General features: G+C 70.6%; 22 protein-coding genes. 10 read left to right on the forward strand and 12 right to left on the reverse strand.

The features are described from left to right. Positions 1-192: 192 nt before the first annotated feature. A complete protein-coding gene (locus tag NQV15_RS12165) occupies positions 193-489 on the reverse strand; it encodes a WXG100 family type VII secretion target (RefSeq protein ID WP_232400144.1) in 297 nt (98 codons plus the stop codon). Between the two features lie 182 nt (positions 490-671). Here NQV15_RS12165 and NQV15_RS12170 point away from each other — a divergent pair, with 182 nt between their 5' ends. Continuing rightward, positions 672-5141, forward strand: a complete 4470-nt coding sequence (locus NQV15_RS12170) for an FtsK/SpoIIIE domain-containing protein (RefSeq protein ID WP_232400145.1) — start codon at positions 672-674, stop codon at positions 5139-5141. An 11-nt stretch (positions 5142-5152) separates the two neighbouring features. Here the strand turns inward: NQV15_RS12170 and NQV15_RS12175 are convergent, their stop codons facing one another. Beyond that, a complete protein-coding gene (locus NQV15_RS12175) occupies positions 5153-6211 on the reverse strand; it encodes an LLM class flavin-dependent oxidoreductase (RefSeq protein WP_232400146.1) in 1059 nt (352 codons plus the stop codon). 49 nt (positions 6212-6260) lie between these two features. On the opposite strand from NQV15_RS12175, the gene NQV15_RS12180 reads away from it, so the two are divergent. Next, the gene (locus NQV15_RS12180; protein WP_232400147.1) at positions 6261-6683 is read left to right on the forward strand and encodes a hypothetical protein; all 423 of its coding nucleotides are present in this window, start codon (positions 6261-6263) and stop codon (positions 6681-6683) included. Between the two features lie 6 nt (positions 6684-6689). Here NQV15_RS12180 and NQV15_RS12185 read toward each other — a convergent pair whose 3' ends face one another. Further along, the gene (locus NQV15_RS12185) at positions 6690-6923 is read right to left on the reverse strand and encodes an RNA-binding S4 domain-containing protein (protein ID WP_255670017.1); all 234 of its coding nucleotides are present in this window, start codon (positions 6921-6923) and stop codon (positions 6690-6692) included. A 23-nt stretch (positions 6924-6946) separates the two neighbouring features. On the opposite strand from NQV15_RS12185, the gene NQV15_RS12190 reads away from it, so the two are divergent. Beyond that, positions 6947-7315 (forward strand): RNA-binding S4 domain-containing protein, encoded by a 369-nt coding sequence (locus NQV15_RS12190; protein WP_232400148.1) that lies wholly within the window; start codon positions 6947-6949, stop codon positions 7313-7315. 87 nt (positions 7316-7402) lie between these two features. On the opposite strand, the gene NQV15_RS12195 is transcribed toward NQV15_RS12190, so the two are convergent. Genes NQV15_RS12195 through NQV15_RS12205 form a run of 3 tightly spaced genes read right to left on the reverse strand, consistent with a single transcriptional unit; the run spans position 7403 to position 9724 of the window. Continuing rightward, positions 7403-7996: an LOG family protein gene (locus NQV15_RS12195; protein WP_232400149.1), complete on the reverse strand. Its 594-nt coding sequence runs from the start codon at positions 7994-7996 to the stop codon at positions 7403-7405. 4 nt (positions 7997-8000) lie between these two features. After that, complete coding sequence (gene npdG / locus NQV15_RS12200) at positions 8001-8675, reverse strand: NADPH-dependent F420 reductase (RefSeq protein ID WP_232400150.1); 675 nt, start codon at positions 8673-8675, stop codon at positions 8001-8003. Continuing rightward, complete coding sequence (locus NQV15_RS12205; RefSeq protein ID WP_232400151.1) at positions 8672-9724, reverse strand: LLM class F420-dependent oxidoreductase; 1053 nt, start codon at positions 9722-9724, stop codon at positions 8672-8674. The genes npdG and NQV15_RS12205 overlap by 4 nt, the downstream gene beginning before the upstream one ends. Positions 9725-9793: 69 nt before the next feature. On the opposite strand from NQV15_RS12205, the gene NQV15_RS12210 reads away from it, so the two are divergent. After that, positions 9794-9976: a hypothetical protein gene (locus tag NQV15_RS12210; protein WP_232400152.1), complete on the forward strand. Its 183-nt coding sequence runs from the start codon at positions 9794-9796 to the stop codon at positions 9974-9976. Here the strand turns inward: NQV15_RS12210 and NQV15_RS12215 are convergent. Further along, on the reverse strand, positions 9961-11385 hold the full coding sequence (locus tag NQV15_RS12215; protein WP_232400153.1) for an FAD-dependent oxidoreductase: 1425 nt from the start codon (positions 11383-11385) through the stop codon (positions 9961-9963). The two genes, NQV15_RS12210 and NQV15_RS12215, sit on opposite strands and share 16 nt — an antisense overlap. A 37-nt stretch (positions 11386-11422) precedes the next feature. Between NQV15_RS12215 and NQV15_RS12220 the strand changes: the two genes are divergently transcribed. The 4 genes from NQV15_RS12220 to NQV15_RS12235 are packed head-to-tail and all read left to right on the forward strand — an operon-like array spanning position 11423 to position 16381. Then, positions 11423-12613, forward strand: a complete 1191-nt coding sequence (locus NQV15_RS12220) for a CaiB/BaiF CoA transferase family protein (protein WP_232400154.1) — start codon at positions 11423-11425, stop codon at positions 12611-12613. A 26-nt stretch (positions 12614-12639) separates the two neighbouring features. Further along, complete coding sequence (locus NQV15_RS12225; protein WP_232400155.1) at positions 12640-13479, forward strand: cyclase family protein; 840 nt, start codon at positions 12640-12642, stop codon at positions 13477-13479. After that, positions 13476-14912 carry an MmgE/PrpD family protein gene (locus NQV15_RS12230; RefSeq protein ID WP_232400156.1) on the forward strand — a complete coding sequence of 479 codons (1437 nt, stop codon included), beginning with the start codon at positions 13476-13478 and terminating at the stop codon, positions 14910-14912. The genes NQV15_RS12225 and NQV15_RS12230 overlap by 4 nt, the downstream gene beginning before the upstream one ends. Beyond that, positions 14909-16381 carry a dihydroorotase gene (locus tag NQV15_RS12235; RefSeq protein WP_232400157.1) on the forward strand — a complete coding sequence of 491 codons (1473 nt, stop codon included), beginning with the start codon at positions 14909-14911 and terminating at the stop codon, positions 16379-16381. The genes NQV15_RS12230 and NQV15_RS12235 overlap by 4 nt, the downstream gene beginning before the upstream one ends. Here the strand turns inward: NQV15_RS12235 and NQV15_RS12240 are convergent, their stop codons facing one another. Continuing rightward, positions 16382-17311, reverse strand: coding sequence for a hypothetical protein (locus NQV15_RS12240; protein WP_232400158.1), 930 nt, complete (start codon positions 17309-17311; stop codon positions 16382-16384). It abuts the gene before it with no gap. Between the two features lie 17 nt (positions 17312-17328). Here NQV15_RS12240 and NQV15_RS12245 point away from each other — a divergent pair, with 17 nt between their 5' ends. Continuing rightward, positions 17329-18351 (forward strand): MDR family NADP-dependent oxidoreductase, encoded by a 1023-nt coding sequence (locus NQV15_RS12245; protein ID WP_232400159.1) that lies wholly within the window; start codon positions 17329-17331, stop codon positions 18349-18351. Positions 18352-18367: 16 nt separating this feature from the next. Further along, the gene (locus NQV15_RS12250) at positions 18368-19171 is read left to right on the forward strand and encodes an SDR family oxidoreductase (protein ID WP_232400160.1); all 804 of its coding nucleotides are present in this window, start codon (positions 18368-18370) and stop codon (positions 19169-19171) included. Between the two features lie 67 nt (positions 19172-19238). Here NQV15_RS12250 and NQV15_RS12255 read toward each other — a convergent pair whose 3' ends face one another. The 4 genes from NQV15_RS12255 to NQV15_RS12270 form a co-directional block, all read right to left on the reverse strand. Next, on the reverse strand, positions 19239-20561 hold the full coding sequence (locus NQV15_RS12255; RefSeq protein ID WP_232400161.1) for a hypothetical protein: 1323 nt from the start codon (positions 20559-20561) through the stop codon (positions 19239-19241). A gap of 120 nt (positions 20562-20681) precedes the next feature. Beyond that, on the reverse strand, positions 20682-21527 hold the full coding sequence (locus NQV15_RS12260; protein WP_232400162.1) for an HpcH/HpaI aldolase/citrate lyase family protein: 846 nt from the start codon (positions 21525-21527) through the stop codon (positions 20682-20684). Beyond that, the gene (locus NQV15_RS12265; RefSeq protein WP_232400163.1) at positions 21524-22234 is read right to left on the reverse strand and encodes an alpha/beta fold hydrolase; all 711 of its coding nucleotides are present in this window, start codon (positions 22232-22234) and stop codon (positions 21524-21526) included. Before NQV15_RS12265 ends, NQV15_RS12260 begins: the two co-directional genes overlap by 4 nt. Further along, positions 22231-22554: an antibiotic biosynthesis monooxygenase family protein gene (locus NQV15_RS12270; protein WP_232400164.1), complete on the reverse strand. Its 324-nt coding sequence runs from the start codon at positions 22552-22554 to the stop codon at positions 22231-22233. Before NQV15_RS12270 ends, NQV15_RS12265 begins: the two co-directional genes overlap by 4 nt. Positions 22555-22568 lie beyond the last annotated feature (14 nt).

A 22568-nucleotide genomic window follows, 5' to 3' on the forward strand; every position in this document is an offset into this window, starting at 1 on the left:
CAGGAGGCTTCCGCAGGGTGGCCGCCCCGACCGTCCCGGTCAGCAGCCAGGAGCCGTCGCGATGGGTTCAGGCCCGCCCGAGAAATTCGGACGAGCAACCCCCGACAGGGTGATCAGCACGAGCGGACGCACGAAGGCGCGCACCCGTCCGTGGACGGAGTGCGCGCCTTCGTATGCCTGCGTGCGCTGGATTCAGCCCTTGAGGGCCGAGGCGAGCTGCTCGTCGGTCTGCTCGAGAGCCTCAGCGGCCTTCGTCAGGTACTCGCCCATGCCCTCCAGGCCCGAGATGGCCTGCTTGGCGCCCTTGTCGAAGTCCTCGTAGGACACGTTGAACGCCTTCGAGGACTTGTCGGTGACGTAGCCACCTTCGACGAGGGTTCGCACCAGGTCCATGAGCTTCCCGAGGGTCACCTCGATCTCGTTCTGACCGCCCCTGAGCTGGGTCGCCGCTCCGCGCATCTCTTCATAGGTGACATTCATGTTCGCCATAGGTCGAGCCTTTCTCGTCGAATATCCTGCGCCGGCCCCCCGATGGCCTCTGCTGGCCCCGGTACTCAACCCGGCATGTGGCCAACACCATAACGGAGACAGGGTGAATCTTCATCTCCAACACCGAACCGATTTCGCCGAGCCGGGCGTCGGTGGGACGCCGCCCACCTATGCTGACCCGCATGCGTGTCGAAGTGACTGTGATCCAGCCTGAGGTCGGCCTGCGCCGCGACATCGTGCTGGACGCCGACGAGTCCACTCCCCTGGGCGATGTCATCGCCGAGATCGCCGGGCTGAGCGGCACGTCCGTCATCGAGTCGCCCCACGTCATCTCCTTGGCCGCGCGCCGCAGCGGCCGGTCCCCGGACAGCGTGGCCGACGCGGCTCCGACGGTCTACCTGCGTGGCGAGCCGCTCGACCCGGGCAGCCCGGTCGCAGAGGCCGGCCTCAAGACCGGGTCGATCCTGTCGATCGGCGACCCGGCCGCCTCGATCGTCGACGAGCCGGAGGGCCTGGTCGAGATCCGGATCGTGTCCGGCACCGGCGCGGGCGCGGTCCACCGGCTGATGGCCGGCGAGGCCGGCATCGGCACGGATCCCGGATGCACCATTCGGCTCGCGGACGACCGGGTGCCGCCGGTCGCCGTCTCGATCGAGGTGTCGCTGCGCGGCGAGGTCACCGTCAGCGTGATGGAGGGTGCCGCCGACGTGCTCGCCGAGACGGTGCCGCACGCCGATCCCCCGCTGGCGCTGGACCGCGAGGAGCTGACCGACACCACGACGTGGGAGATCGGCTCGCAGCTGAGCGTCGGCGACATCCTGCTCGAGCTGGAGACGATCCAGGAACCGGACGCAGCCGTCGACGACAGCGCGGACCCCGGCTGGAGCGACTACAACCGTCCGCCCCGCCTGCTGCCGCCCGAGCGTCCGACCCAGTTCAAGCTGCCCCAGCTCCCGTCGCAGCAGAGCAAGAACGGGCTGCCGTGGCTGACGATGATGATCCCGGTCGTGATGGGCGTGTCCCTGGCACTCATCACCGGACGCATGTACATGCTCATGATGGCCGCGATGTCGCCGATGATGATGCTCGGCTCGTACCTGCAGAGCAAGAAGACCGGCAAGCAGACGTACCGCCAGCAGATGGCCGAGCACAAGGAGAAGACGGCCGCCGTCGAGGCTGACATCGCGCAAGCGGTCGTCGACGAACGGATCGCCCGCCGCATGGAGGCCCCCGACCCGGCGCTGGCCCTGCTCATCGCGAGCGGACCGCGGGCCCGGCTGTGGGAACGCCGGACGACCGACCCGGACTACCTGTCGATCCGACTGGGTGTCGGCGACCTGGAGTCCGACGTCACGGTCGACGACCCCCAGCAGATGGAGCACAAGCGCAAGACCGTCCGCCCCGCCTATGACGTGCCCGTCACGCTGCCGCTGGAGGAGCGCGGCGTCGTCGGCATCGCTGGACAGGGCGACCTGCCCCGGCGCGTCTGCACCTGGGCGATCGCGCAGCTGGCGACCCTCCAGAGCCCTCGCGACACGCAGGTCTACGTGCTGACCGACGCCGAGGGTGCGGACGCCTGGGAGTGGCTGCGGTGGCTGCCTCACGCCCGCCCGCAGTTCGGCCAGGACACCGTCGTGACGATCGGCATCGACACCGAGACCTGCGCCCGCCGCATCGCCGAGCTCTCCGCGTCCCTCGCCGCTCGTGCCCAGGCGGCCTCCAAGTCCTCCTCCAAGCCGGCCCGCGTCGACGCTGACATCGTCATCGTCTTCGACGGCGCCCGGCGACTGCGATCGCTGCCGGGCGTCGTCGCGCTGCTGAAGCAGGGCCCCGCGCTCGGCATCTACTCGATCTGCCTCGACACTGACGAGCGGCTGCTGCCCGAGGAGGCCAGCGCCGTCGTCCTGGAGACCCCGCGTGGACTGACGCTGCGCCAGCAGCGCGTCACGGTGGTCGACGACATCATCCCCGACCTGGTCGACCCCGCCTGGCTGTCCCGGCTGGCCCGCTCGCTCGCTCCGCTGCGCGACATCTCCGGTGGGGACGACGACTCGGTGCTGCCGTCGGCGTGTCGGCTCACCGAGGTCATGGCGCTCGAGCCACCGACGTCCGAGCTCATCCGGGCCCGGTGGTCGATCAGCCCTCGCTCGACCGAGGCCGTCGTCGGCATCTCGCTGGACGGGCCGTTCTCGATCGACATGCGCAAGGACGGGCCGCACGGCCTGGTCGCCGGCACGACCGGCGCCGGCAAGTCCGAGCTGCTGCAGACCATCGTCGCGTCCCTGGCGGTCTCCAACCGGCCCGACGGGATGACCTTCGTGCTGGTCGACTACAAGGGCGGTGCGGCGTTCAAGGACTGCGTCGACCTGCCCCACACCGTCGGCATGGTCACCGACCTCGACACGCACCTGGTCGAGCGGGCCCTGGTGTCGCTGGGCGCCGAGCTCAACCGGCGCGAGCACATGCTCGCCGCCGCCGGAGCCAAGGACATCGAGGACTACGTCGACCTGCAGGCCAAGCGACCCGAGCTGGCGGCGATGCCGCGTCTGCTGATCGTCATCGACGAGTTCGCGTCATTGGCCCGCGAGCTGCCCGACTTCGTGACCGGCCTGGTCAACATCGCTCAGCGGGGACGCTCGCTGGGCATCCACCTCATCCTGGCGACGCAGCGGCCCAGCGGTGTCGTCTCCCCCGAGATCCGCGCCAACACCAACTTGCGCATCGCGCTGCGCGTCACCGACGGCTCGGAGAGCACGGACGTCATCGACGCCCCCGATGCCGGCAACATCTCCAAGGCCACGCCGGGCCGCGCCTACGTCCGGCTCGGTGCGAACTCGCTGGTGCCGTTCCAGTCCGGACGCGTCGGCGGCCGGCGGCCGGGCACCGTCAACACGAGCGCGGCGGCCCCGTGGGTCAGCACGATCGGTCTGCCCCAGCTGGCCCAGCCCATCGCGGTGCGGCCGCGGGCGGCGGTCGTCGACGATGCGGAGGTCACCGACCTCACGGTGCTGGTCGAGGCGGTCCGCAAGGCCAACGACGACCTGGGCCTGCCGCCCCAGCACAGCCCGTGGCTCCCGGCGCTCACGACCGAGGTGCAGCTCGACGACCTGCTCGCCGATGTCACCGTCCCGGAGGCACCCGCCCTGCCGGTCATCCCGTTCGGCATCGAGGACCTTCCCGCCGAGCAGGCCCGGCGGCACGCCGCGATCGACTTCGAGACGTTCTCGCACCTGTCCATCGTCGGTGGGCCGCGCAGCGGCCGTTCGCAGGCGCTGCGCACCATGGCCGCCTCGATCGGACGGCTCGCCAGCCCCGCGGACGTCCACGTCTACGGGCTCGACTGCGGCAACGGCGCGTTGCTGGCACTCACCGATCTCCCGCACTGCGGCGCGGTCGTGCAACGCACCCAGACCGACCGGGTCACCCGGCTGTTCGGCCGCCTGACCGGCGAGCTCGCCCGCCGCCAGGAGCTTCTCGCCGGTGGCGGGTTCGCCGATCTGGGCGAGCTGCGGGCCTCGATGCCTGCCGAGGAGCGCCTCCCCCACATCGTGCTCATGCTCGACCGCTGGGAGGGATTCCTGGGCGGGCTGGCCGAGATCGAGAACGGGGCGCTGTTCGACCAGGTGCAGAACTTCCTGCGCGAGGGAGCATCGGCCGGCATCCACCTGGTCATCACCGGCGACCGGCAGCTCGTCAACTCCCGGATGGGCTCGCTCGTCGAGCACAAGATCGGCCTGAAGCTGCCCGACAAGTCCGACTACTCGATGCTGGGCCTGCAACCGCGCAAGATGCCGGACGAGGTGCCCGAGGGCCGCGGCTTCCGCTCCGAGTCCGGGCTCGAGCTGCAGTTCGCCCTGCTGGGCCCCGACACGACGGGCCAGGCGCAGGCCGCCGAGCTGCGGCGCATGGCCGCCGACGCCAAGGCCACGTATGCCGACGTCCCACGGTCGGCCAGACCGTTCCGGGTCGACGTCCTGCCCACCCGCCTGTCGTTCGACGACGCCTGGGACATGCGCGAGCAGACGACCACGCAGCCGCTGTGGGCGCTCGTCGGCGTCGGCGGCGACGAGCTCACCGCGGTCGGCCTGGATCTCGAGCGCACGCCGCTGGCGACGATCGGCGGCCCGCCGCGGTCCGGACGCTCCACGGTGCTGCTGTCCGTCGCCGAGTCGCTGCTGCGCGGCGGCGCCGATCTGGTCGTCGCGGCGCCCCGGCCGTCCCCCTTGCGTGACCTGGCCGGTCGTCCCGGGGTGCGGGCCGTGCTGACCTCCAGCGACCTGACGGCCGCCGAGCTGCAACCGTTGATCGAGGAGGGGGACGGCCCGGTCGTCCTGCTGATCGACGACGGCGAGCTGCTCAAGGACGTCGAGGCCAAGGACTACCTGAAGGCGCTGACCCGCACGTGCGGCGACCGCCGGCGCGCCATCGTGCTGGGCGGCGACTCCGGGGAGATCGGCAGCGGGTTCAGCGGCTGGCAGGTCGAGATGAAGGGGCGCCAGGGTGTCGTCATCTCACCTCAGGGCATCAGCGATGGCGAGCTCATCGGCGTCCGCATGCCGCGCAGCTCGATCGGCGCGCAGAACCAGGCCGGTCGCGTCCTGGCCAACCTCGGCGACGGCATCCTGCGCACGATCCAGGCCCCCCTGCCGTAGGCAGCCGAGCCTCAAGCCTCCAGGGCGGCGTGCACCAAGGGGGCGACCTTCGTGCCGTACAGCTCGATGCTGCGCATCAGCTTGTCGTGCGGGAGGGTGCCGTTGCTGAACTTGAGGTCGAAGCGGTCCAGGCCCAGGATGCGGGTGTTGCGGACGATCTTGTCCGCGACGGTCTGCGGGGAGCCGACGTACACGGCGCCCTCGGGTCCGGCGGCGACCTCGAACTCCTGGCGGGTCGGCGGCGGCCAGCCACGCTCGCGGCCGATGCGCTCGCGCTGCACCGCCCAGTGCGGCCACAGCTCCTCGCGGGCCTGCTCGTCGGTGTCGGCGACGTGGCCGGGCGAGTGGACGCCGACCGGCAGCGCCGGCTGACCCAGCTGCTGGAGCGCCTGACGGTACAGATCGGCGAACGGCGCGAACTGGGCCGGCGGGCCGCCGATGATCGCCAGCATCAGCGGGATGCCGTAGCGAGCGGCGCGGATGACCGACTCGGGGCTGCCCCCGACGCCGATCCAGGTCTTGACCGAGCCGGCAGCGGTCTTCGGGAACACCTCCTGGTCGACCAGTGGCGGGCGCAGGTTGCCCTGCCACGTGATCGGACCCTCGGAGCGCAGCGCTGCGAACAGGTCGAGCTTCTCGGAGAACAGCTCCTCGTACTGGGCCAGATCGAAGCCGAACAGCGGGAAGGACTCCGTGAACGAGCCGCGGCCCAGGATGACCTCGGCGCGCCCGTTCGACACCGCGTCGAGCGTCGCGAAGCGCTCGTAGACGCGGATCGGGTCGTCCGAGCTCAGGACCGTGACCGCCGTGCCCAGGTGGATGTTCGTGGTGCGCGACGCGATCGCGGCCAGGACCACCTCGGGCGCGGTGACCGCGAAGTCCTCGCGGTGGTGCTCCCCCACCCCGAAGAACGCCAGGCCGAGCTCGTCGGCGAGCACAGCCTGGTCGATCACGTTGCGGATGACCTGCGGATACGGGAGCGGCTCACCGTCCGGACCTTCGGTGACGTCACCGAAGGTGTCGAGCCCGAGCTCGAGGCGGATGGGGGCGGAGGCACCGTCGGAGGACATGGGCCAATCCTAGGTGCGACTCCCGCAGCCACTACGGCACACTGGGGCCGTGCTCGACATCGTGCTGATCGTCCTCATCGGCCTGCTGCTGGGTGTGGGTGCCCTCGTGATCGCGGGTCTCGTGCGGTTCCGCTCCGTGCGGGCCCGGCACCGCCGGCGCATCGCTGCCGTGGAGCCCGAGCACAGCGAACCGGCCAGCCTCGTGGGCGTCGCGTCGGAGGGCAGGACCCAGGCACGCGGCGTGGGCACCCTGGCCGTGGGCCCGTCGCACCTGCTCTTCGTCCAGCTGGCCCCCGAGCGGGAGATCCTCATCCCCCGGGACGCGATCACGTCCGCCCGGGCGACCCGGCACTTCCTGGGCAAGACGACGGGCGCGGACATGCTGGTCGTCACGTGGGACGTCCAGGGCATGACCGATGCCGTTGCGCTCGCCGTTCCGGACGTCGGGGCCTGGCGCGACCGCCTCGCCTGAGGCCGGTCAGCCGACCTTCGCCGTGTGGACAGCGGACGCCGTCCGCACCTCGACGACCATGCCCTTGGCGAGCTGACGACCGCGGCGCGTCTCGACCTCCCCGTCGACCAGCACGTCGCCGTCGCCGATCATCGCACCGGCGTGCGCGCCCGACTCCGCGAAGTTCGCGAACTTCAGGAACTGCCCCAGCCGGATCATGTCGCCGCTGATCTCGATGGTCTCGATGTCGTCGCTGCTCATGGCCCGAGTCTAGAGTCGGACACATGGAGACGACCGCACGCGCCGACGTCTGGGTATCGTCCGTGCGGCTGTACAAGAACCGCAGCATCGCCTCGCGGGAGTGCAAGGCCGGCCACGTGCGCATCAACGGCGCCAAGGCCAAGCCCTCGCAGCCGGTCAACATCGGCGACCGCGTCGAGGCGCTGACCGAGGGCGGCCTGCGCACCGTCGTGATCACCAGGATCATCGTGAAGCGCGTCGGCGCCTCCGTCGCGGTGCAGTGCTACGAGGACAAGACACCGCCACCGCCGCCGAAGGAGGAGATCGCGATCATGCCCCGCCGCGATCGTGGCGCAGGGAGGCCGACCAAGCGCGACCGCCGCGCCCTGGACAAGCTGCGGGGACGCCAGTAGCCACCGAAATTTGGCCCATGAGCAACCGTTGTGGTCGAGGTGGAGCCTCGAAACGGTTGCTCATGGGCCAAATTTCGGTCGGCGGTGTCAGGGGGTGGGTGTCTCGCGGGGCGCGCCCCACTTGTCGACCCACGACGGCGGTGCCGACAAGGCGTCCAGCAACGCGTCGAGGTCGTCGTCGAAGGACACGATGCCGGCCTGCTCGGCCCGCACGAAGCCCTCGTCCACCATGGTCGTGAGCATCTGCCGCATGGGCGCCCAGTACCCGCCGACGTCCAGGAAGCCGCTCGGCTTGGCGTGGATCGTCAGCTGGGCCCAGGTCCACTGCTCGGCGATCTCCTCCAGCGTGCCTGCTCCACCGGGCAGGGCGATGAACGCATCGGACAGGTCCGCCATGAGCTGCTTGCGCTCGTGCATCGACTCCACGACGAGCAGCTCGGTGACACCCCGGTGTGACAGCTCACGGTCGTCCAGCTGCCGCGGGATGACACCGATGACGCGTCCCCCGGCCTCCAGGGCCGCATCGGCGACCAGTCCCATCAGGCCGACGTGGCCGCCGCCGTAGACCACGTCGATCCCGCGCTCAGCGAGCGTGCGCCCGGTGAGCCGGGCCGCCTCGGCGTATGCCGGATCCCGTCCGAAGCTGGATCCGCAGAACACCGCGACGGCCCGGGGCGTCATCGGCTCAGACGTCCGTGATGCGCACGCCCGCGTGCGCCTTGTAGCGACGGTTGACGCTGATCAGGTTGCAGGTCAGCGCCTCGACCTGGTGTGCGTTGCGCAGGCGTCCGCCGAAGATCCCGCGCATGCCGGGGATGACGTCGACCAGTGCCTGGACCGTGTCGGTGGCCTCGCGGTCGTCGCCCAGCACCAGCACGTCGGTGTCCATCGAGGTGACCTCGGGATCCTCCAGCAGCACGGCCGACACGTGGTGGAAGGCCGCGGTGACGACCGAGTCGGGCAGCAGCTGACGGGCCTGCATCGCGGCCGATCCCTCCTCGACCGGCAGCGGGTACGCACCCTGCTTGTCGAAGCCCATCGGGTTCACGCAGTCGACGACCAGCTTGCCGGCGAGGGTCGAGGCGAGCCCGGCGAGCAGCTCGGCGTGGCCGTCCCACGGGACCGCGACGATCACGATGTCGCCGGCTGCGGCAGCACCCTCGTTGTCGGCGCCCGTGACCGTTCCCCCGACCGCCTCGACCAGGTCGGCGGCAGTGGCCTCGGCGCGGTCGGCCTTGCGGCTGCCGATCACGACGGGCACGCCGGCAGCGGCGAAGCGCCGGGCCAGCCCGCGGCCCTGCGGTCCGGTGCCGCCGAGCACGGCGACCGTCTTGCCGGCCAGCTTGTCGTCGAGTGTCACGATGCGTACTCCTTCAGTCGAGCCACGTCCTTGACGCGGTGCTCATGGGTCTTGGCCAACGGGGTGGCGTTCAGCGAGGTGACCCCCGCCTCACGGAAGGCTTCCACACGCTCCGCGACGTGCCCCGCCGGGCCCAGCATCGCGACGCCGTGGACCAGCTCGTCCGGGACGGCGGCTGCCGCCTCGGCCTTCTTGCCCGACAGGTAGAGATCCTGGATCTCCTTGGCCGCGTCGACGAATCCGTAGCGGATCGCGAGCTGGTTGTAGAAGTTCTTGTCGCGCGCGCCCATGCCACCGATGTACAGCGCGAGGTTGTCGCGGACCTCCTGGACGGCGACCGCGAGCTCGTCGGCGTCCTCGGTGATCAGCATCCTGGTGTCGACGATGATCTCCAGCGGCGGCAGATCGGGCGAACGCTTGGCCTTGCCGGCCGCGAGCGCCTCGCCGAAGGCCTCCTCGGCGCGCTCGGGCAGGTAGAAGATCGGCTCCCAGCCCTCGAAGATCTCCGCGGACAGCTCGACGTTCTTGGGGCCGAGCGCGGCCAGCACCATCGGGATCCGGTCGCGGACGGGGTGGTTGATCAGGCGCAGCGGCTTGCCCAGGCCACTGCCGCCGTCCTCCTTGGTGAGCGGCACCTGGTAGTACTTGCCGCGGTGCTCGACCTTGTCTCGGCGCCACACCTGGCGGCAGATGTCGACGACCTCGCGCATGCGGCCCGACGGCGCCTCGTACTTCACGCCGTGGAAGCCCTCGACGACCTGCGGGCCGGAGGCGCCGATGCCCAGGATGAAGCGCCCGTCGGACACGAAGTCCAGGCCTGCGGCGGTCATCGCCAGCATGGTGGGCGTGCGGGAGTAGATGTTCAGGATGCTCGAGGCGATCTGCAGCGTCGAGGTCTGCGCGGCGATGTAGCCCAGCTGGCTGACCGAGTCGTACGTGTATGCCTCGGCCAGCAGGACCAGGTCGAGGCCGACCGCTTCGTACTCACGGAGCTCCTCGACGGTCTGCGAGAACTCACCGACGTAGTTGATGGGCATACCGATCTTCATGGATCTCCTCGAAGTCGTCGACAGTGATCTGCACCCTACTGTGACCCCGCACGCCGATATCGTCACGCCATGACCTACCGCGTGCTCGATGACGACGACATCAACTACGCCTCGACCAACCGCGCCTCCGGCCACAAGGGATCACTGGCCAGTGCCCTGGAGAATCTCCAGGCGCAGGGCTACACGCTGGTGACGACCGTCCCGGCCCCCGCGGCGCAGACCCTGTGGGTCTTCCATCAGGACGCGAGCTGACCCAACCGGTCCCCGAGCAACCGCCCGAGGGTCAGAGCGGGGGTCAGCAGCATGCCTGAGCAGAAGCTGTTGCCGCAAGTGGCCCCGGCCCCGATGATCTCCCCCACGGCGTAGAGACCGCCGATGACCGTCCCGTCCTCGGACCGGACGGCGCAGTCGGCGTCGATGTCCACGCCCTGGAAGGTGACCAGGGTGATCGCGTGGTTGCGCAGGGCGTAGAACGGCCCGTTCGCGATCGGGGCCGGCAGGTGGGTGCGCCCGAACTGCTCGTCGACCCCGGCCTCGACCGCCCGGTTGTACGAGGCCACGGTGGCGGCCAGCCCGGCAGCGTCGATCCCGGCCAGCTCGGCGAGCTCGGCCAGCGACGCCGCGGAGTGCACGCCCGGGCGGGTGTTCGCCATGGCGCGCACCTCGTCGGGCTCACGCCCCACGACGATCTGCTGCAGCCCGCCGCTGGCGGCGCTCAGTGCCGTGTCGTCGAAGATCGTCCAGAACGTCTGGTCCGGCACGCCGACGAGGGCACGCTCCTTCTCGTCGATCGACTCCTCGTCCTCGGCGACCCAGCGCCGGCCGTCCCGGTCGACGTAGATCTCCCACGGCGGCCGCTCGCTGGTGAGGCGTTGCCGGTCGTGCCAGTTGGCCCGTCCCGGTGAGACCGGGTCGGGCAGGCCGCCGAAGGTCGGCAGGTAGGTGCCGGCGCCCTGCAGCGCCGCACCGACCGAGAGGCCCAGGTGGATGCCGTCACCGGTCGAGGTCCGCGCGGCGGCCGACACCAGCGGGACGCCCTCCAGCTCGCGGAACAGCTCCGGGTCCGCGCCGTACCCGCCGGTGGCCAGGACGACGGCGCCGGCACCGACCTCGACCTCCTTGCCCGACCGCAGGACGCCGACGCCCGTGACCCGGCCGTCCTCGCCGGTCAGCAGCTCGGTCACCGCGGCGTCGAGCCACACGTCCAGGTCGGCGGTGGCCCGGACGCGGTCGAGCTCCTGCTCGAGCACGGCCAGGATCGACACGCCCTCGTTCACGCCGTAGACCGTGCGGGCCGTCTCGTAGGGCTCGTGCCCGTAGACGATGCGCGGCGTCTCGGGGGCGAAGTCGAAGCCGCGGTCGTCGAGCCAGTCGACGGTGGCCGGCGCGTGGGTCGCCACGATCTCGACCAGCTCCGCCCGGGCCGTCCCCTGGCTGATGCGCCGGATGTCGGTCAGGTGTTCTTCCGGCGAGTCGGCGATCCCCTGCTCACGCTGGCGTCGGGTCCCGCCCGCGGCGAGGTGCCCGCCGCTGAGGTGCAACGTGCCGCCGAGGCGGCGATCCTTCTCCACCAGGAGCACGGAGGCACCGGCGCTCGCGGCGCGGATGGCGCACGACAACCCTGCGGCCCCGGCACCGACGACGACGACATCAACATCCATGTTCACCATGGTCGTAGATAATATATGATTCCCGACTATGGGTCCCCTGAATGGCGTGCGCGTGCTCGATGCCTCGACGATCCTGGCCGGGCCGCTGGCCAGCCAGGTGCTCGGCGACTTCGGTGCCGACGTGATCAAGATCGAGCATCCGATCGCCGGTGACGGCATGCGCGGTCACGGTCCCGCCAAGGACGGCGTGCCGATCTGGTGGAAGGAGATCGCCCGCAACAAGCGGACGATCGGCCTGAGCCTGAGCACGCCCGACGGCGCCGACATCTTCCGCGCGCTCGTCGCCCAGAGCGATGTCGTGGTCGAGAACTTCCGCCCCGGCACGCTCGAGCGCTGGGGCGTGGGTCCCGAGGTGCTGCAGGAGCTCAACCCCGGACTCATCCTGGTGCGGATCACCGGCTTCGGGCAGACCGGCCCCTATGCCTCCCGCGCCGGCTTCGGCACCCTCGCCGAGGCGATGAGCGGATTCGCCCACCTGACCGGCCAGGCCGACGGCCCGCCCACCCTGCCGGCTTTCGGCCTGGCCGACTCGATCGCCGGCATCGCGGCGTCCTCGGCCGTCTCGATGGCTCTGTTCGCCCGCGAGCGCAACGGCGGCCGGGGACAGGTGATCGACCTGAACCTGCTCGACCCGATCATGACCGCCGTCGGCCCCGGCCCCACCGTCTACCAGCAGACCGGCGAGGTGGGCATGCGGCACGGCAACCGATCGACCAACAACGCACCCCGCAACGCCTACCGGACCAGTGACGACCACTGGGTCGCCGTGTCGACCAGCGCGCAGGCCATCGCCGAACGCGTCATGCACCTGGTCGGCCATCCCGAGGTGATCGACGAGCCGTGGTTCTCGGCCGGCAGCACCCGGGCCGCCCACGCCGACCTGCTGGACGAGATGGTCGGCTCCTGGATCGCCACCCGCACCCGCGACGAGGTCGTCGAGCAGTTCACCGAGGCCGGCGCAGCGGTCGCCCCGGTCTACGACGCGCGCGACCTGGTCAACGACCCGCACGTCCGGGAGACCGAGATGCTCGTCGAGGTCGACGACGCCGATTTCGGCCCGCTGCTGCAGCACAACGTGATGTGGCGGATGTCCGATACCCCCGGCGGCATCCGGTTCACCGGCCGCGACCTCGGCCAGGACACCGACGACATCCTGGCCGCGCTCGGTCTCCACGAGGACGACGTGGCCACCCTTCGCGCCCGCGACATCATCCGCTGACCCACGACTCCGAGGACTGCAGATCCATGCCCGACACGCTCAACCAGACCACCTCCCAGCTGCTCGACGCCGTCTCCGCCGGCCTCCAGGTGCACGACCTCGGCCGGCTGCTGACCGTCGGCATGCCGCAGTCGCCCAACCACCCGGCCTACTGGCACTCGCTGCCCCGCCGGCACGGTGACATGGTCCGCGCCGACGGCGGCTCCGCGGCCAACGACATGATCTCGATGGGCACCCACGTCGGCACCCACATCGATGCGCTCGCCCACGTGTCGCAGGACGGCAAGCTGTACGGCGACCTCGACGCCGCGGACGCGCTCGAGGGCGGCCGTTACGCGCGGCTCGGCGTCCACACGATCGAGCCGATGCTGCGTCGCGGCGTCCTGCTCGACGTGCCGGCGGCACTGGGCGTGGAACGACTGGAGGCCGGCCAGGAGATCACCGTCGACCACCTCGAGGCCACGCTGTCCGCCCAGGGCACCCGGATCCAGGCCGGCGACGTCGTGCTGATCCGCTCCGGCTGGGGCCAGCACTTCGACGCCGGCGACGGCGACACCTACCGCGGCCTGAGCACCGGCGTGCCGGGCGTCGGCGAGGCCGGGGCCACCTGGCTGGCCGGTCAGGACGTCCACGCCGCCGGCGCCGACACCATCGCCTTCGAGCGGCTGGCTCCCGGCGCCGGTCACGGCCTGCTGCCGGCCCACCGCGTGCTCCTGGTCGAGAGCGGCATCTACATCATCGAGGCCCTGGACCTGGAGGGCATCGCCGCCGCAGGCGTCCACGAGTTCTTGTTCGTCCTGTCCCCCTTGCCGCTGTTCGGCGCGACCGGTTCGCCGGTCCGCCCGCTGGCGGTGGTCGGGGCGTGACCGAGAGCGAGCGCACCCTGTCCCAGCAGCTGGCTGCCTTCGCAGTCGATGCGGCGACCCACGGCGTCCCCGCCGAGGTCGTCACCTCGGTCGGCCAGCGGACCCTCGACGTGCTTGGCCTGTGCGTCGCGGCCCACCGGCTGCCGACCAGCGCCGCCGCGATCGGCCACGTGCTGGACCAGGGCGGCCACGAGCAGGCAACGATCATCGGCGAGCCCACCCGCGTCACGGCGGCCCAGGCCGCCTTCGCCAACGGCGTGCTCGCCCACTCCCTGGACTACGACGACACCCACCTGCCCTCGGTGCTGCACCCCAGCGCATCGGTGGTGCCGGCCGCACTGGCCGCGGCGGAGCATGCGGGTGCCTCCGGCGAGCTGACCGTCCGCGCGATCGCCGTCGGGCTCGAGGTCGCGGTCCGGCTCGGCATGGCCGGCTACGACTCAGAGCTCGGCAACTCGGTGTTCTTCGAGCACGGGCAGCACGCCACCTCGATCACCGGCGCGATGGGCTCGGCGGTGGCCGCCGCGGTGGTCTACGGGCTGGACGAGCAGGGCATCACCGATGTGCTCGGACTGACCGCGTCGATGGCGTCGGGGGTCATCGAGGCCAACCGGACCGGCGGGACGGTCAAGCGTCTGCACTGCGGCCTGGCCGCGCAGGCCGGCGTCACCGCCGCACAGCTGGTCCGGCGCGGCTTCACCGGACCGCCGACCGTGCTGGAGGGGCGGTTCGGCTTCTTCCAGGCGTGGCTGCACGGACAGTTCTTTCCCGAGGCCGTCACCGACGGCCTGGGCACCGAGTGGTCGGTGCCGGGCATCTTCTTCAAGCCCTACCCGGCCAACCACTTCACCCACACCACCGTGGACGCGGGCCGCGCCCTGCGCGAGCGTGGGCTCACGCCCGAGCAGGTGGCCGAGGTCGTCGTCGGTGTCGCCGGGTCGACGGTGCGCACCATCGGCGAGCCGATCGAGGTCAAGCGCGCACCCGAGACCGGGTACCAGGCCCAGTTCTCGGGTCCCTACGCCTTCGCCGCCGGCCTGTTCGGTGGCGGCGGGCTGGGCACCGGTCTGGACGACTACAGCGACGAGCTCGCCCAGGACCCGGCGCGCCGGGCCCTGATGGCCAAGGTCAGCGTCGTCGCCCACGAGGTCTGCGACGAGATCTACCCCTTCCAGTTCCCGGCGGTGGTCACGGTGACCACGACGTCGGGCGAGGTCCTCGTCGAGGAGGTGCTGGCCAACCGCGGCGGGCCGGCCCGCCCCCTCACCGACGACGAGCTCGCCACCAAGTTCCGCGACAACGTCGCGGGTCGTGTCGGCGACGACGTCGCCGCCCAGGTCAGCGACGACGTGCTCGCCCTGCACCTGGCACCTGACCTGGCATCGGTCCTTCGGCCGCTGTCGACCATCACCCACCAAGGAGAGTCCCAGTGAGCGACTTCGACGTCCTGATCACCAACGTCCGGGCCGTCCTGCCCGGGCACGACGAGCCCCAGACCGTCGACATCGCCGTCAAGGACGGTCGGTTCGCGCGGATCGAGGCCGGCATCCCGGCCGAGTCGGCCGACCGGGTCGTCGACGCCGGCGGCAAGACCGCCTTTCCCGGCGTCGTCGACGCGCACCAGCACTGGGGCATCTACAACCCGCTGCCGATCGACGCTCGCACCGAGTCCCGCGCCTCGGCGCAGGGCGGCGTGACGACCTCGCTGTCGTACATGCGCACCGGCCAGTACTACCTGAACAAGGGCGGCCCGTACGCCGACTTCTTCCCCGAGGTGCTGGAGCAGACGGCCGGCAACGCGATGATCGACTACTGCTACCACCTGGCCCCGATGAGCAAGGAGCACATCGAGGAGATCCCGTCGCTGGTGGCCGACCACGGCGTCACCTCGTTCAAGGTGTTCATGTTCTACGGCAGCCACGGGCTGCACGGTCGCAGCACCGACCAGTCGTCCTTCCTGATGACGCCCGAGGGCGAGCGCTACGACTACGCGCACTTCGAGTTCGTGATGCGCGGCATCCAGAAGGCTCGCGAGGAGAACCCCGAGATCGCCGACCAGATCTCGCTGTCGCTGCACTGCGAGACCGCCGAGATCATGGCGGCCTACACCAAGATCGTCGAGGAGGACGGCTCGCTCAGCGGCCTGCCGGCGTACTCGGCGTCGCGTCCGCCGCACTCGGAGGGCCTTGCGGTCACCATCGCGTCCTACCTGGCACACGAGACGCAGCTGCCGACGATCAACCTGCTGCACCTGACCAGTCGCAAGGCCGTCGAGGCCGCGCTGACGATGGCCGCGGCGTTCCCGCACATCGACTTCCGCCGCGAGGTCACCGTGGGCCACCTGCTGGCCGACTGCGACACCGCCCACGGGATCGGCGGCAAGGTCAACCCGCCGCTGCGTCCCCGTGAGGACGTCGAGGCGCTGTGGGGCTACCTGCTCGACGGCAAGATCGACTGGGTCGTCTCGGACCACGCATGCTGCAAGGAGGAGCTGAAGTTCGGCGATCCCAAGGACGACGTGTTCCTGGCCAAGTCGGGCTTCGGTGGGGCCGAGTACCTGCTGGCGGGCATGATCAGCGAGGGCGGCAAGCGCGGTCTGCCGTTCGGCCGGATCGCCGAGCTCACCGCGACCAACCCGGCCCGTCGCTACGGCCTGGGTGCCCGCAAGGGAGCCATCAGCGTCGGCCTCGACGCCGACCTCGCACTGGTCGACGTCGACCGGCCGTGGACCGTGCGGGCCGAGGACTCCCTCTCGACCCAGGAGTACACGCCGTTCGAGGGCGCGAAGCTCACCGCCCAGGTGACCGACACGTTCCTGCGCGGCCGCCAGATCATGACCGACGGCGTCGTCACCGACGACGAGCCGGCCGGCATCTTCTTGTCGCGTCCCGCGTCGAGCTGATCAACACCGTTCGATGACCAGGTGCGGTGTCGCGCAGGGCGGCACCAGCACGCTGGTCCGGCAGCGCCCGAACGGGGCCAGGTCGATCGTCACGGCCGGGCCGGCACTCGTGCCGGCCCGGCTGATGACGTCGTCGAGATCATCGGTCAGCACGACCAGACCCAGCACGCCGCGGCGCGGCGCCACGGCCTGTCCGTGCAGCGATCCGGCCTGGTCGGCCGTGAGCCCGTAGTCGACGATGTTGACGTAGGTCTGCTGCCGGCTGGGACCGACGGTGCTCGAGCGCACCCGCAGCTCGTGATCGACCTGCATCAGCTCGGAGAAGGACGCATCCACGAAGTCGTAGGTGTAGACGACTCCCCAGCCGAACACGTCCGCGTACCAGTCGATGGTCGGCGCCGCGTCGCTGAGCGGCAGCGAGATGCTGACCGGCTCGCTCACGATGCGGTCGCGCACCTGCGCGAAGTCGGTGAAGAAGTCCGCGGGACCACTGAGCAGTGCGGTGACCACGCCGTCGGCGCCGCCGTGGTGGGCCTCGCGGAAGCTGCCCTCGGCCAGCTCGTACGAGGCCTCCGAGGTCGCCATGGGGAAGCCGGCATCCCGGGCGTGCTGCACCGCGGCCACGAAGTCCGGGGCGTAGAAGTCGATGACCCGGAAGGCGTCCCGGTGGATCCGGGTCCGCTCGTCGCGGATCGGGGCGGCGACGGGACCCTCGGCGTCGAAACGGCACAGCACCGCGCCCGCGTCCACGCCCGGCGTGCCCATCACGGTGAGCTCTGCGCCCGCTGCCACCCCGAACAGTCCCGAGACGTCTTCGGGGGGCAGCGAGCCCGTGCCGTCTGCGGTCATGCCGAAGACCTCGGCGAGCAGCGCCCGGTGGGGTTCTGCATCAGAGACCGAGATCAAAGGACCATAGATCGAGGACGACATTCATATATTATATCGCCATGACTGTGTCGTTGATCGAGAGCACCGCCGCGGTGGCCGTCGCCGCGATTCCCGCCGGAATTCCGGCCGCCGAGGACTTCCGCCTCGTCGAGGCGCCTGTTGCCCGGCCCGGCGACGGCGAGGTGCTGGTCCGCATCGAGGTGCTGTCGCTGGACCCCTACCTGCGCTCGCTGCTGACCGCCGGCCACCTGGACGATCCGCCGGTCGGACCCGGCGACGTGATGCCGGGACGCTCGGTCGGCGTCGTGATCGAGTCGGGTTCCCCCGGCCTCCCCGTCGGGGCCAGGGTGCTCGCCGAGACCGGCTGGCGAGCACACGCCGTCGTGGCGGCCGACCAGGCACGTCCGGTCTCGGTGCCCGACGGGGTCTCCCCCTCGGCCGCCCTCGGCGTCCTCGGCATGCCGGGCCTGACCGCGTACGCCGCCGTCGAGCGACACCTGCGCCCCCGTCCGGGCGAGACCGTCGTCATCTCGTCGGCCACCGGCGGCGTCGGGGCACTCGCCGGGCAGCTGAGCAAGCTGGCCGGGGCGCGCACCGTCGCGATCGTCGGATCCGACGACAAGGCCGAGCTCGCGCTGGAACTGGGTTACGAGGTCGCCGTCGTCCGAGGCCGCGACGGCTGGTTGGACGCGCTGCGCGCCGCCTGCCCCGACCGGATCGACGCCTACCTGCACATGGGCGACCAGGAGACCCTCGACGGCGTCGTCGAGCAGCTGGCCATCGGCGCCCGGGTGTCCCTGACCGGTCTGATCGACCAGTCCAACGGCGCCGCACCGACCCGCATCCGCGCCGGCGCCTTGATGGCTGCCCGGGCGACCACCTACGGGATGGTCGTGTACGACCACGCGGATCTCGCTGCCGAGCACGTCGAGCGAGTCGGGCGACTTCTCGTCGAGGGCACCGTGACCGCCCCCGAGGACCGCTACGACGGTCTCGAGCAGGCCGGCACCGCCTTCGCCCACCTGATGTCCGGCCGCAACCGCGGCAAGGTCGTCGTCACCGTGACGCACACGCCGTCATGAATCCAAGGGAGCTGTCATGAAGAACGTCGTCATCACCGGAAGCACCAAGGGGGTCGGGTTCGCCCTGGCCCGCGAGTTCCGCCGCCTGGGCCACTCGGTGGTGATCACCGGCCGGACCGCCGAGGCGGTGGACTCCGCGGTCACCACGCTGACGTCCGGGCCCGGCACCGGACGCGTGATCGGGCACGCACTGGACGTGACCGACCCCGACGCGGTCGCCGCCCTGTGGGACCACGCTGCGGCCAAGCTGGGCACGATCGACCTGTGGATCAACAACGCCGGCGTCGCGCACACCACCGCGCCGATCATCGAGACCTCCCCCCAGGACGTCCGCGCGATGGTGACGACGAACATGTACGGGACGATCTTCGGCTCCCAGGTCGCCGTCCGCGGCATGATCGCCCAGGGCTCCGGCCAGGTCTTCAACGTGCTCGGCGGTGGCAGCGACGGCAAGATCCGCCCCAACATGGGGGTCTACGGCGCCACCAAGCGCGGCCTCGACATGTTCACGGCCGCCTTGGTCAAGGAGGTCAAGGGCACCGGGGTTCGGGTCGGCCAGGTCCGCCCCGGCATCCTGATCACCGACGGCTGGCGCCGCGAGGCCGCCACGGCGCCCGACCAGGTCGCCAGCCAGCGCAAGATGCTCAACATCCTGGCCGACCACGCCGAGGACGTAGCCCCCGTGCTGGTCGATCGGATGCTGTCGAGCACCAAGAACGGCGACGCGATCGCGTGGCTCACGACGGGCAAGATCACCAAGCGGTTCATGACCCCGGGCTACGCCAAGAAGCATGACGTCCTGGGCCGCTACGGCCTATGACACCCCACCGCACAGACCAGTGCCCCGGCCCTCCGAGGAGGACCGGGGCACTGTCTTGTTCAGTCGATCAGCAGTTCTTGATCGTGTTCTGCAGTGCGGTGACAGCCGCAGCGGCCGAGGCCGCGTTGTTGTTGGCAGCCGCCGAGCTGTTCTGAGCCGCCGCGAGCTGCGCCTTCGCCGCAGCGACCTTCGCCTTGGCCTTCTTCTGGGCCTTCTTGGCCTTGGTGACCGCCTTCTTCTTCTTGGTCACGTTCTTCTTGGCCTTGGCCTTCTTGGCCTTGCCCTTGGCTTTCTTGACGGCCTTGTTGGCCTTCTTGACGGCCTTGTTGGCCTTCTTCACCGACGAGTCGGCCTTCTTGAGCGCCTTGGTTGCCGCAGCGACCGCTGCGTTGGCCGGGGCAATCTTGCCGGCCTCAGCAGCCGCGGCGTTCACGGCCGTCGAGTGACTGGACTGGGCTCCGGGCAGGGCCGCGACGGCGTCCGCGCAAGCCTTCGACATCGGCGTGATGTTGACCGTGAACGACTTGTCAGCCGGCAGGGTGCAGTCAATGGCCACGTTGGCGTCCGGCACGTTGAGCTTGAAGCTCTTGACCGCGACGGTCATGGTGCTGCCCGTTCCGGCCATCGACGCGGCGAGCGCCGGGATCGGAAGCGCAACCCCACCCTTGAAGTCGCCAGTGCGAGTGCCGGCCAGGGTGCCGAGATCGGTCACCAGGGTCGCGTCGAACTTCTGGTTCGGCAGGGCGATGGCCGCAGGCGCCGTGTTGGGCATGTCGTCCATGCTCGCCGCAACGGCGATCTTGCCGTCGGCCTTGGCCTGGGCGGTCAGCGCGAGGTCGGTGTTGTATGCGTAGCTCGTGCCGAAGGTCGAGCACGTGAACGACAGCGCCTTCGAGGGCAACGGCGTGATCGGCACGGTCAGTGTCACCGGGGCGGTGGGGGTGCACGGGATGTTCGTCGAAGCACCCACCGCCAACGCGAAGTCCTCGACCTTGAGAGACAGCGTGCTTCCCGAAGCGGTGACAGATCCGCTCAGCGCGGGGATGACGATCGGCGTACCGCCCTTGAAGTCCCCGGTGCGCGAGCCCTTCAGATCGCCCAGATCGGTGCCGAGGGTCGCCGTGATGTCCTGGTTGGGGAGATTCACGAACGAAGGTGCCGCATTGGGCATGTCCTGCATCGCAGCAGTGACTGCCACCGTGCCACCCGCCACGGCCTTTGCCGTGAGGTCGACGGTCGACGTGTAGACGAACCCGTTCTGACCGAAGGTGCAGTTGAAAGACACCGACTGAGGGTCGGCCGCCTGGGCCGCGGACATGGTCATCGGCACGCTCAGCGCGCCGAGCACCAACGCCCCTGCTGTGGTCCCGGCAAGTTTGCGAAAACGCATATTTCCTCCTTGGCGGCCACCGGACTGTGGCCTAGGTCTCACCGAAGAATATACGATATCCAATACCCTGTGGGGCTTTTGCGTAACAGAGCTGTTAAATCAGCACAATCAGGACGAAGGTCACCGGTGGGCGCGGGCCAGCACGAGGCGTGCCTGCCGGGCGACGGCCTCGTCGAGCATGCGCCCGCGGGAGTCGACCGCGACCCCGGACCCGGCCGCAGCGAGTGCAGTCAGGATCTCCTCGGCCTCGGCGACCGCTTCCGCCGTGGGCGTGAACACCTCGTTGACCACCGCGACCTGGGCCGGGTGGATGCAGGCGCGTCCGACGAAGCCGATCCGGGCGAGCGCCTCGGTGGAGGCACGCAGCGCGGCCAGGTCGCGGAAGTCCGTCGAGACCGGGGCGATGGGCGGGGCGATGCCGGAGGCGGCCGACACGACCACGATCTGGGAGCGCACCCACAAGAGCTCACGCTCGTCGGGGCCGAGCGTCACACCGAGATCTGCGCGCAGGTCCGCCTCCCCCACCTGCAGGCGGTGGACCCGGGGCGCTGCCGCGATCTCGGCCGCGCGGAGGATTGCGCCGCCGCTCTCGAGGAGCGGGACGATCCGGGCCGCGGAGCCGAGCGCGTCCAGCACGGCGGACGCGGCCTCGACATCGGCCGCGGACTCCGCCTTGGCCAGCACCACACCGGTGAACCCTTCGGCCTCACCGATGGCCCGGATGTCCTCCAGCCCTGCCTCCCCCGGGTTCACCCGGACCCAGACGCCCACATCCGACGTCGGCAGGTCGTCCAACCACATCGCAACGATGTCGCGGGCCAGGTCCTTGCGCTCGGGACGGACCGCGTCCTCCAGGTCGACGATCAGCTCGTCGGCACCCCGGTCCAGGGCGCTGCGCAGCTTGTCGGGCGCATCGCCGGGGACGTAGAGCGCAGATCGGGCCAGTCGTAGGGGTTCAGCGGTCATGGGGAGCTGTCCTTCGTGGGGGATGTCGGGGAGTGCGCGAGCAGGATCCGGGCCACCTCGGCCGGCGCGCTGAGCGGGGCGTCGTGCCCGGCGGCGATCAGGATGGGTTCCACTCCCAGCGCCTCGACCCTGGCGCGGGTGGCGCCGGAGGGATATCCGTCCGGTGTGCGGGCGCAGAAGACGAAGGTCTCCCGGACGGTCGATGGCACCGCCGGCACCGGGTCGAGCGCGGGGGCCACGGGGCTCACCGTGAGCCGGGCGTTGAGCCACGCGACGGTCGCCGCGTCGTACTCGCCGGACTCGGTGGACGCCGGGCGCGAGGGGACGGTGGCGTCCCGAGGTGGCGGGGTCCCGGCGCCGGGCAACATGTCGACGGCTCGCTCGCCGGGTGCCGGGACCGCTGCGTCCAGGTGCACGAGCGCGGCGATCCGGTCCGGGACGCGTGCCGCCACTGCGGTCGTGACCAGACCACCTTGGCTGTGACCGACCAGGACGACATCGCTCAGATCCTCCAGCTCGATCAGCGCGGTGACCTGATCGACCCACACGTCCAGTCCGGTGACCTCGGCGATCCTGCCGACGTGCTCGCCGGCGCCGATCAGGCTGGGTGCATGGACGTCGTGCCCCGCCGCGGCCAGCAGCGGGCGAACCCGCGACCAGGCCCAGCCCCCACGGAACGCGCCGTGCACCAGGACGAAGCTCGTCATGAACCGCTCGGGTCGGGCTCGTCGATCACGATCTCCAGGTACTCGCGCGGATAGGAGTCGTAGGGCTCGAGGTGCTCGTACATCGCCTCGGTGTGCGCGACATAGCCCTCGGCCGAGGTGCACTGCTCATAGCTGGCGACCGCGTCGAAGAACCGGAGGTGGGTGAAGTGCTGCGGATCGTCCAGGCTGCGCACCAGGCGCCGGCCACGGAAGCCCGGATGGTCGCGGAAGAAGCGTCCGAACTCCTCGTTGAGGGCGATGTACGCCTGGGCGTGCTGCTCCCCCGGTTTCGTACGGGCCTGGCTGACCACGACAATCATGGCGACCTCCTGTC

Source organism: Aeromicrobium wangtongii, from assembly GCF_024584515.1.
In the GTDB taxonomy this organism is placed as follows: domain Bacteria; phylum Actinomycetota; class Actinomycetes; order Propionibacteriales; family Nocardioidaceae; genus Aeromicrobium; species Aeromicrobium wangtongii.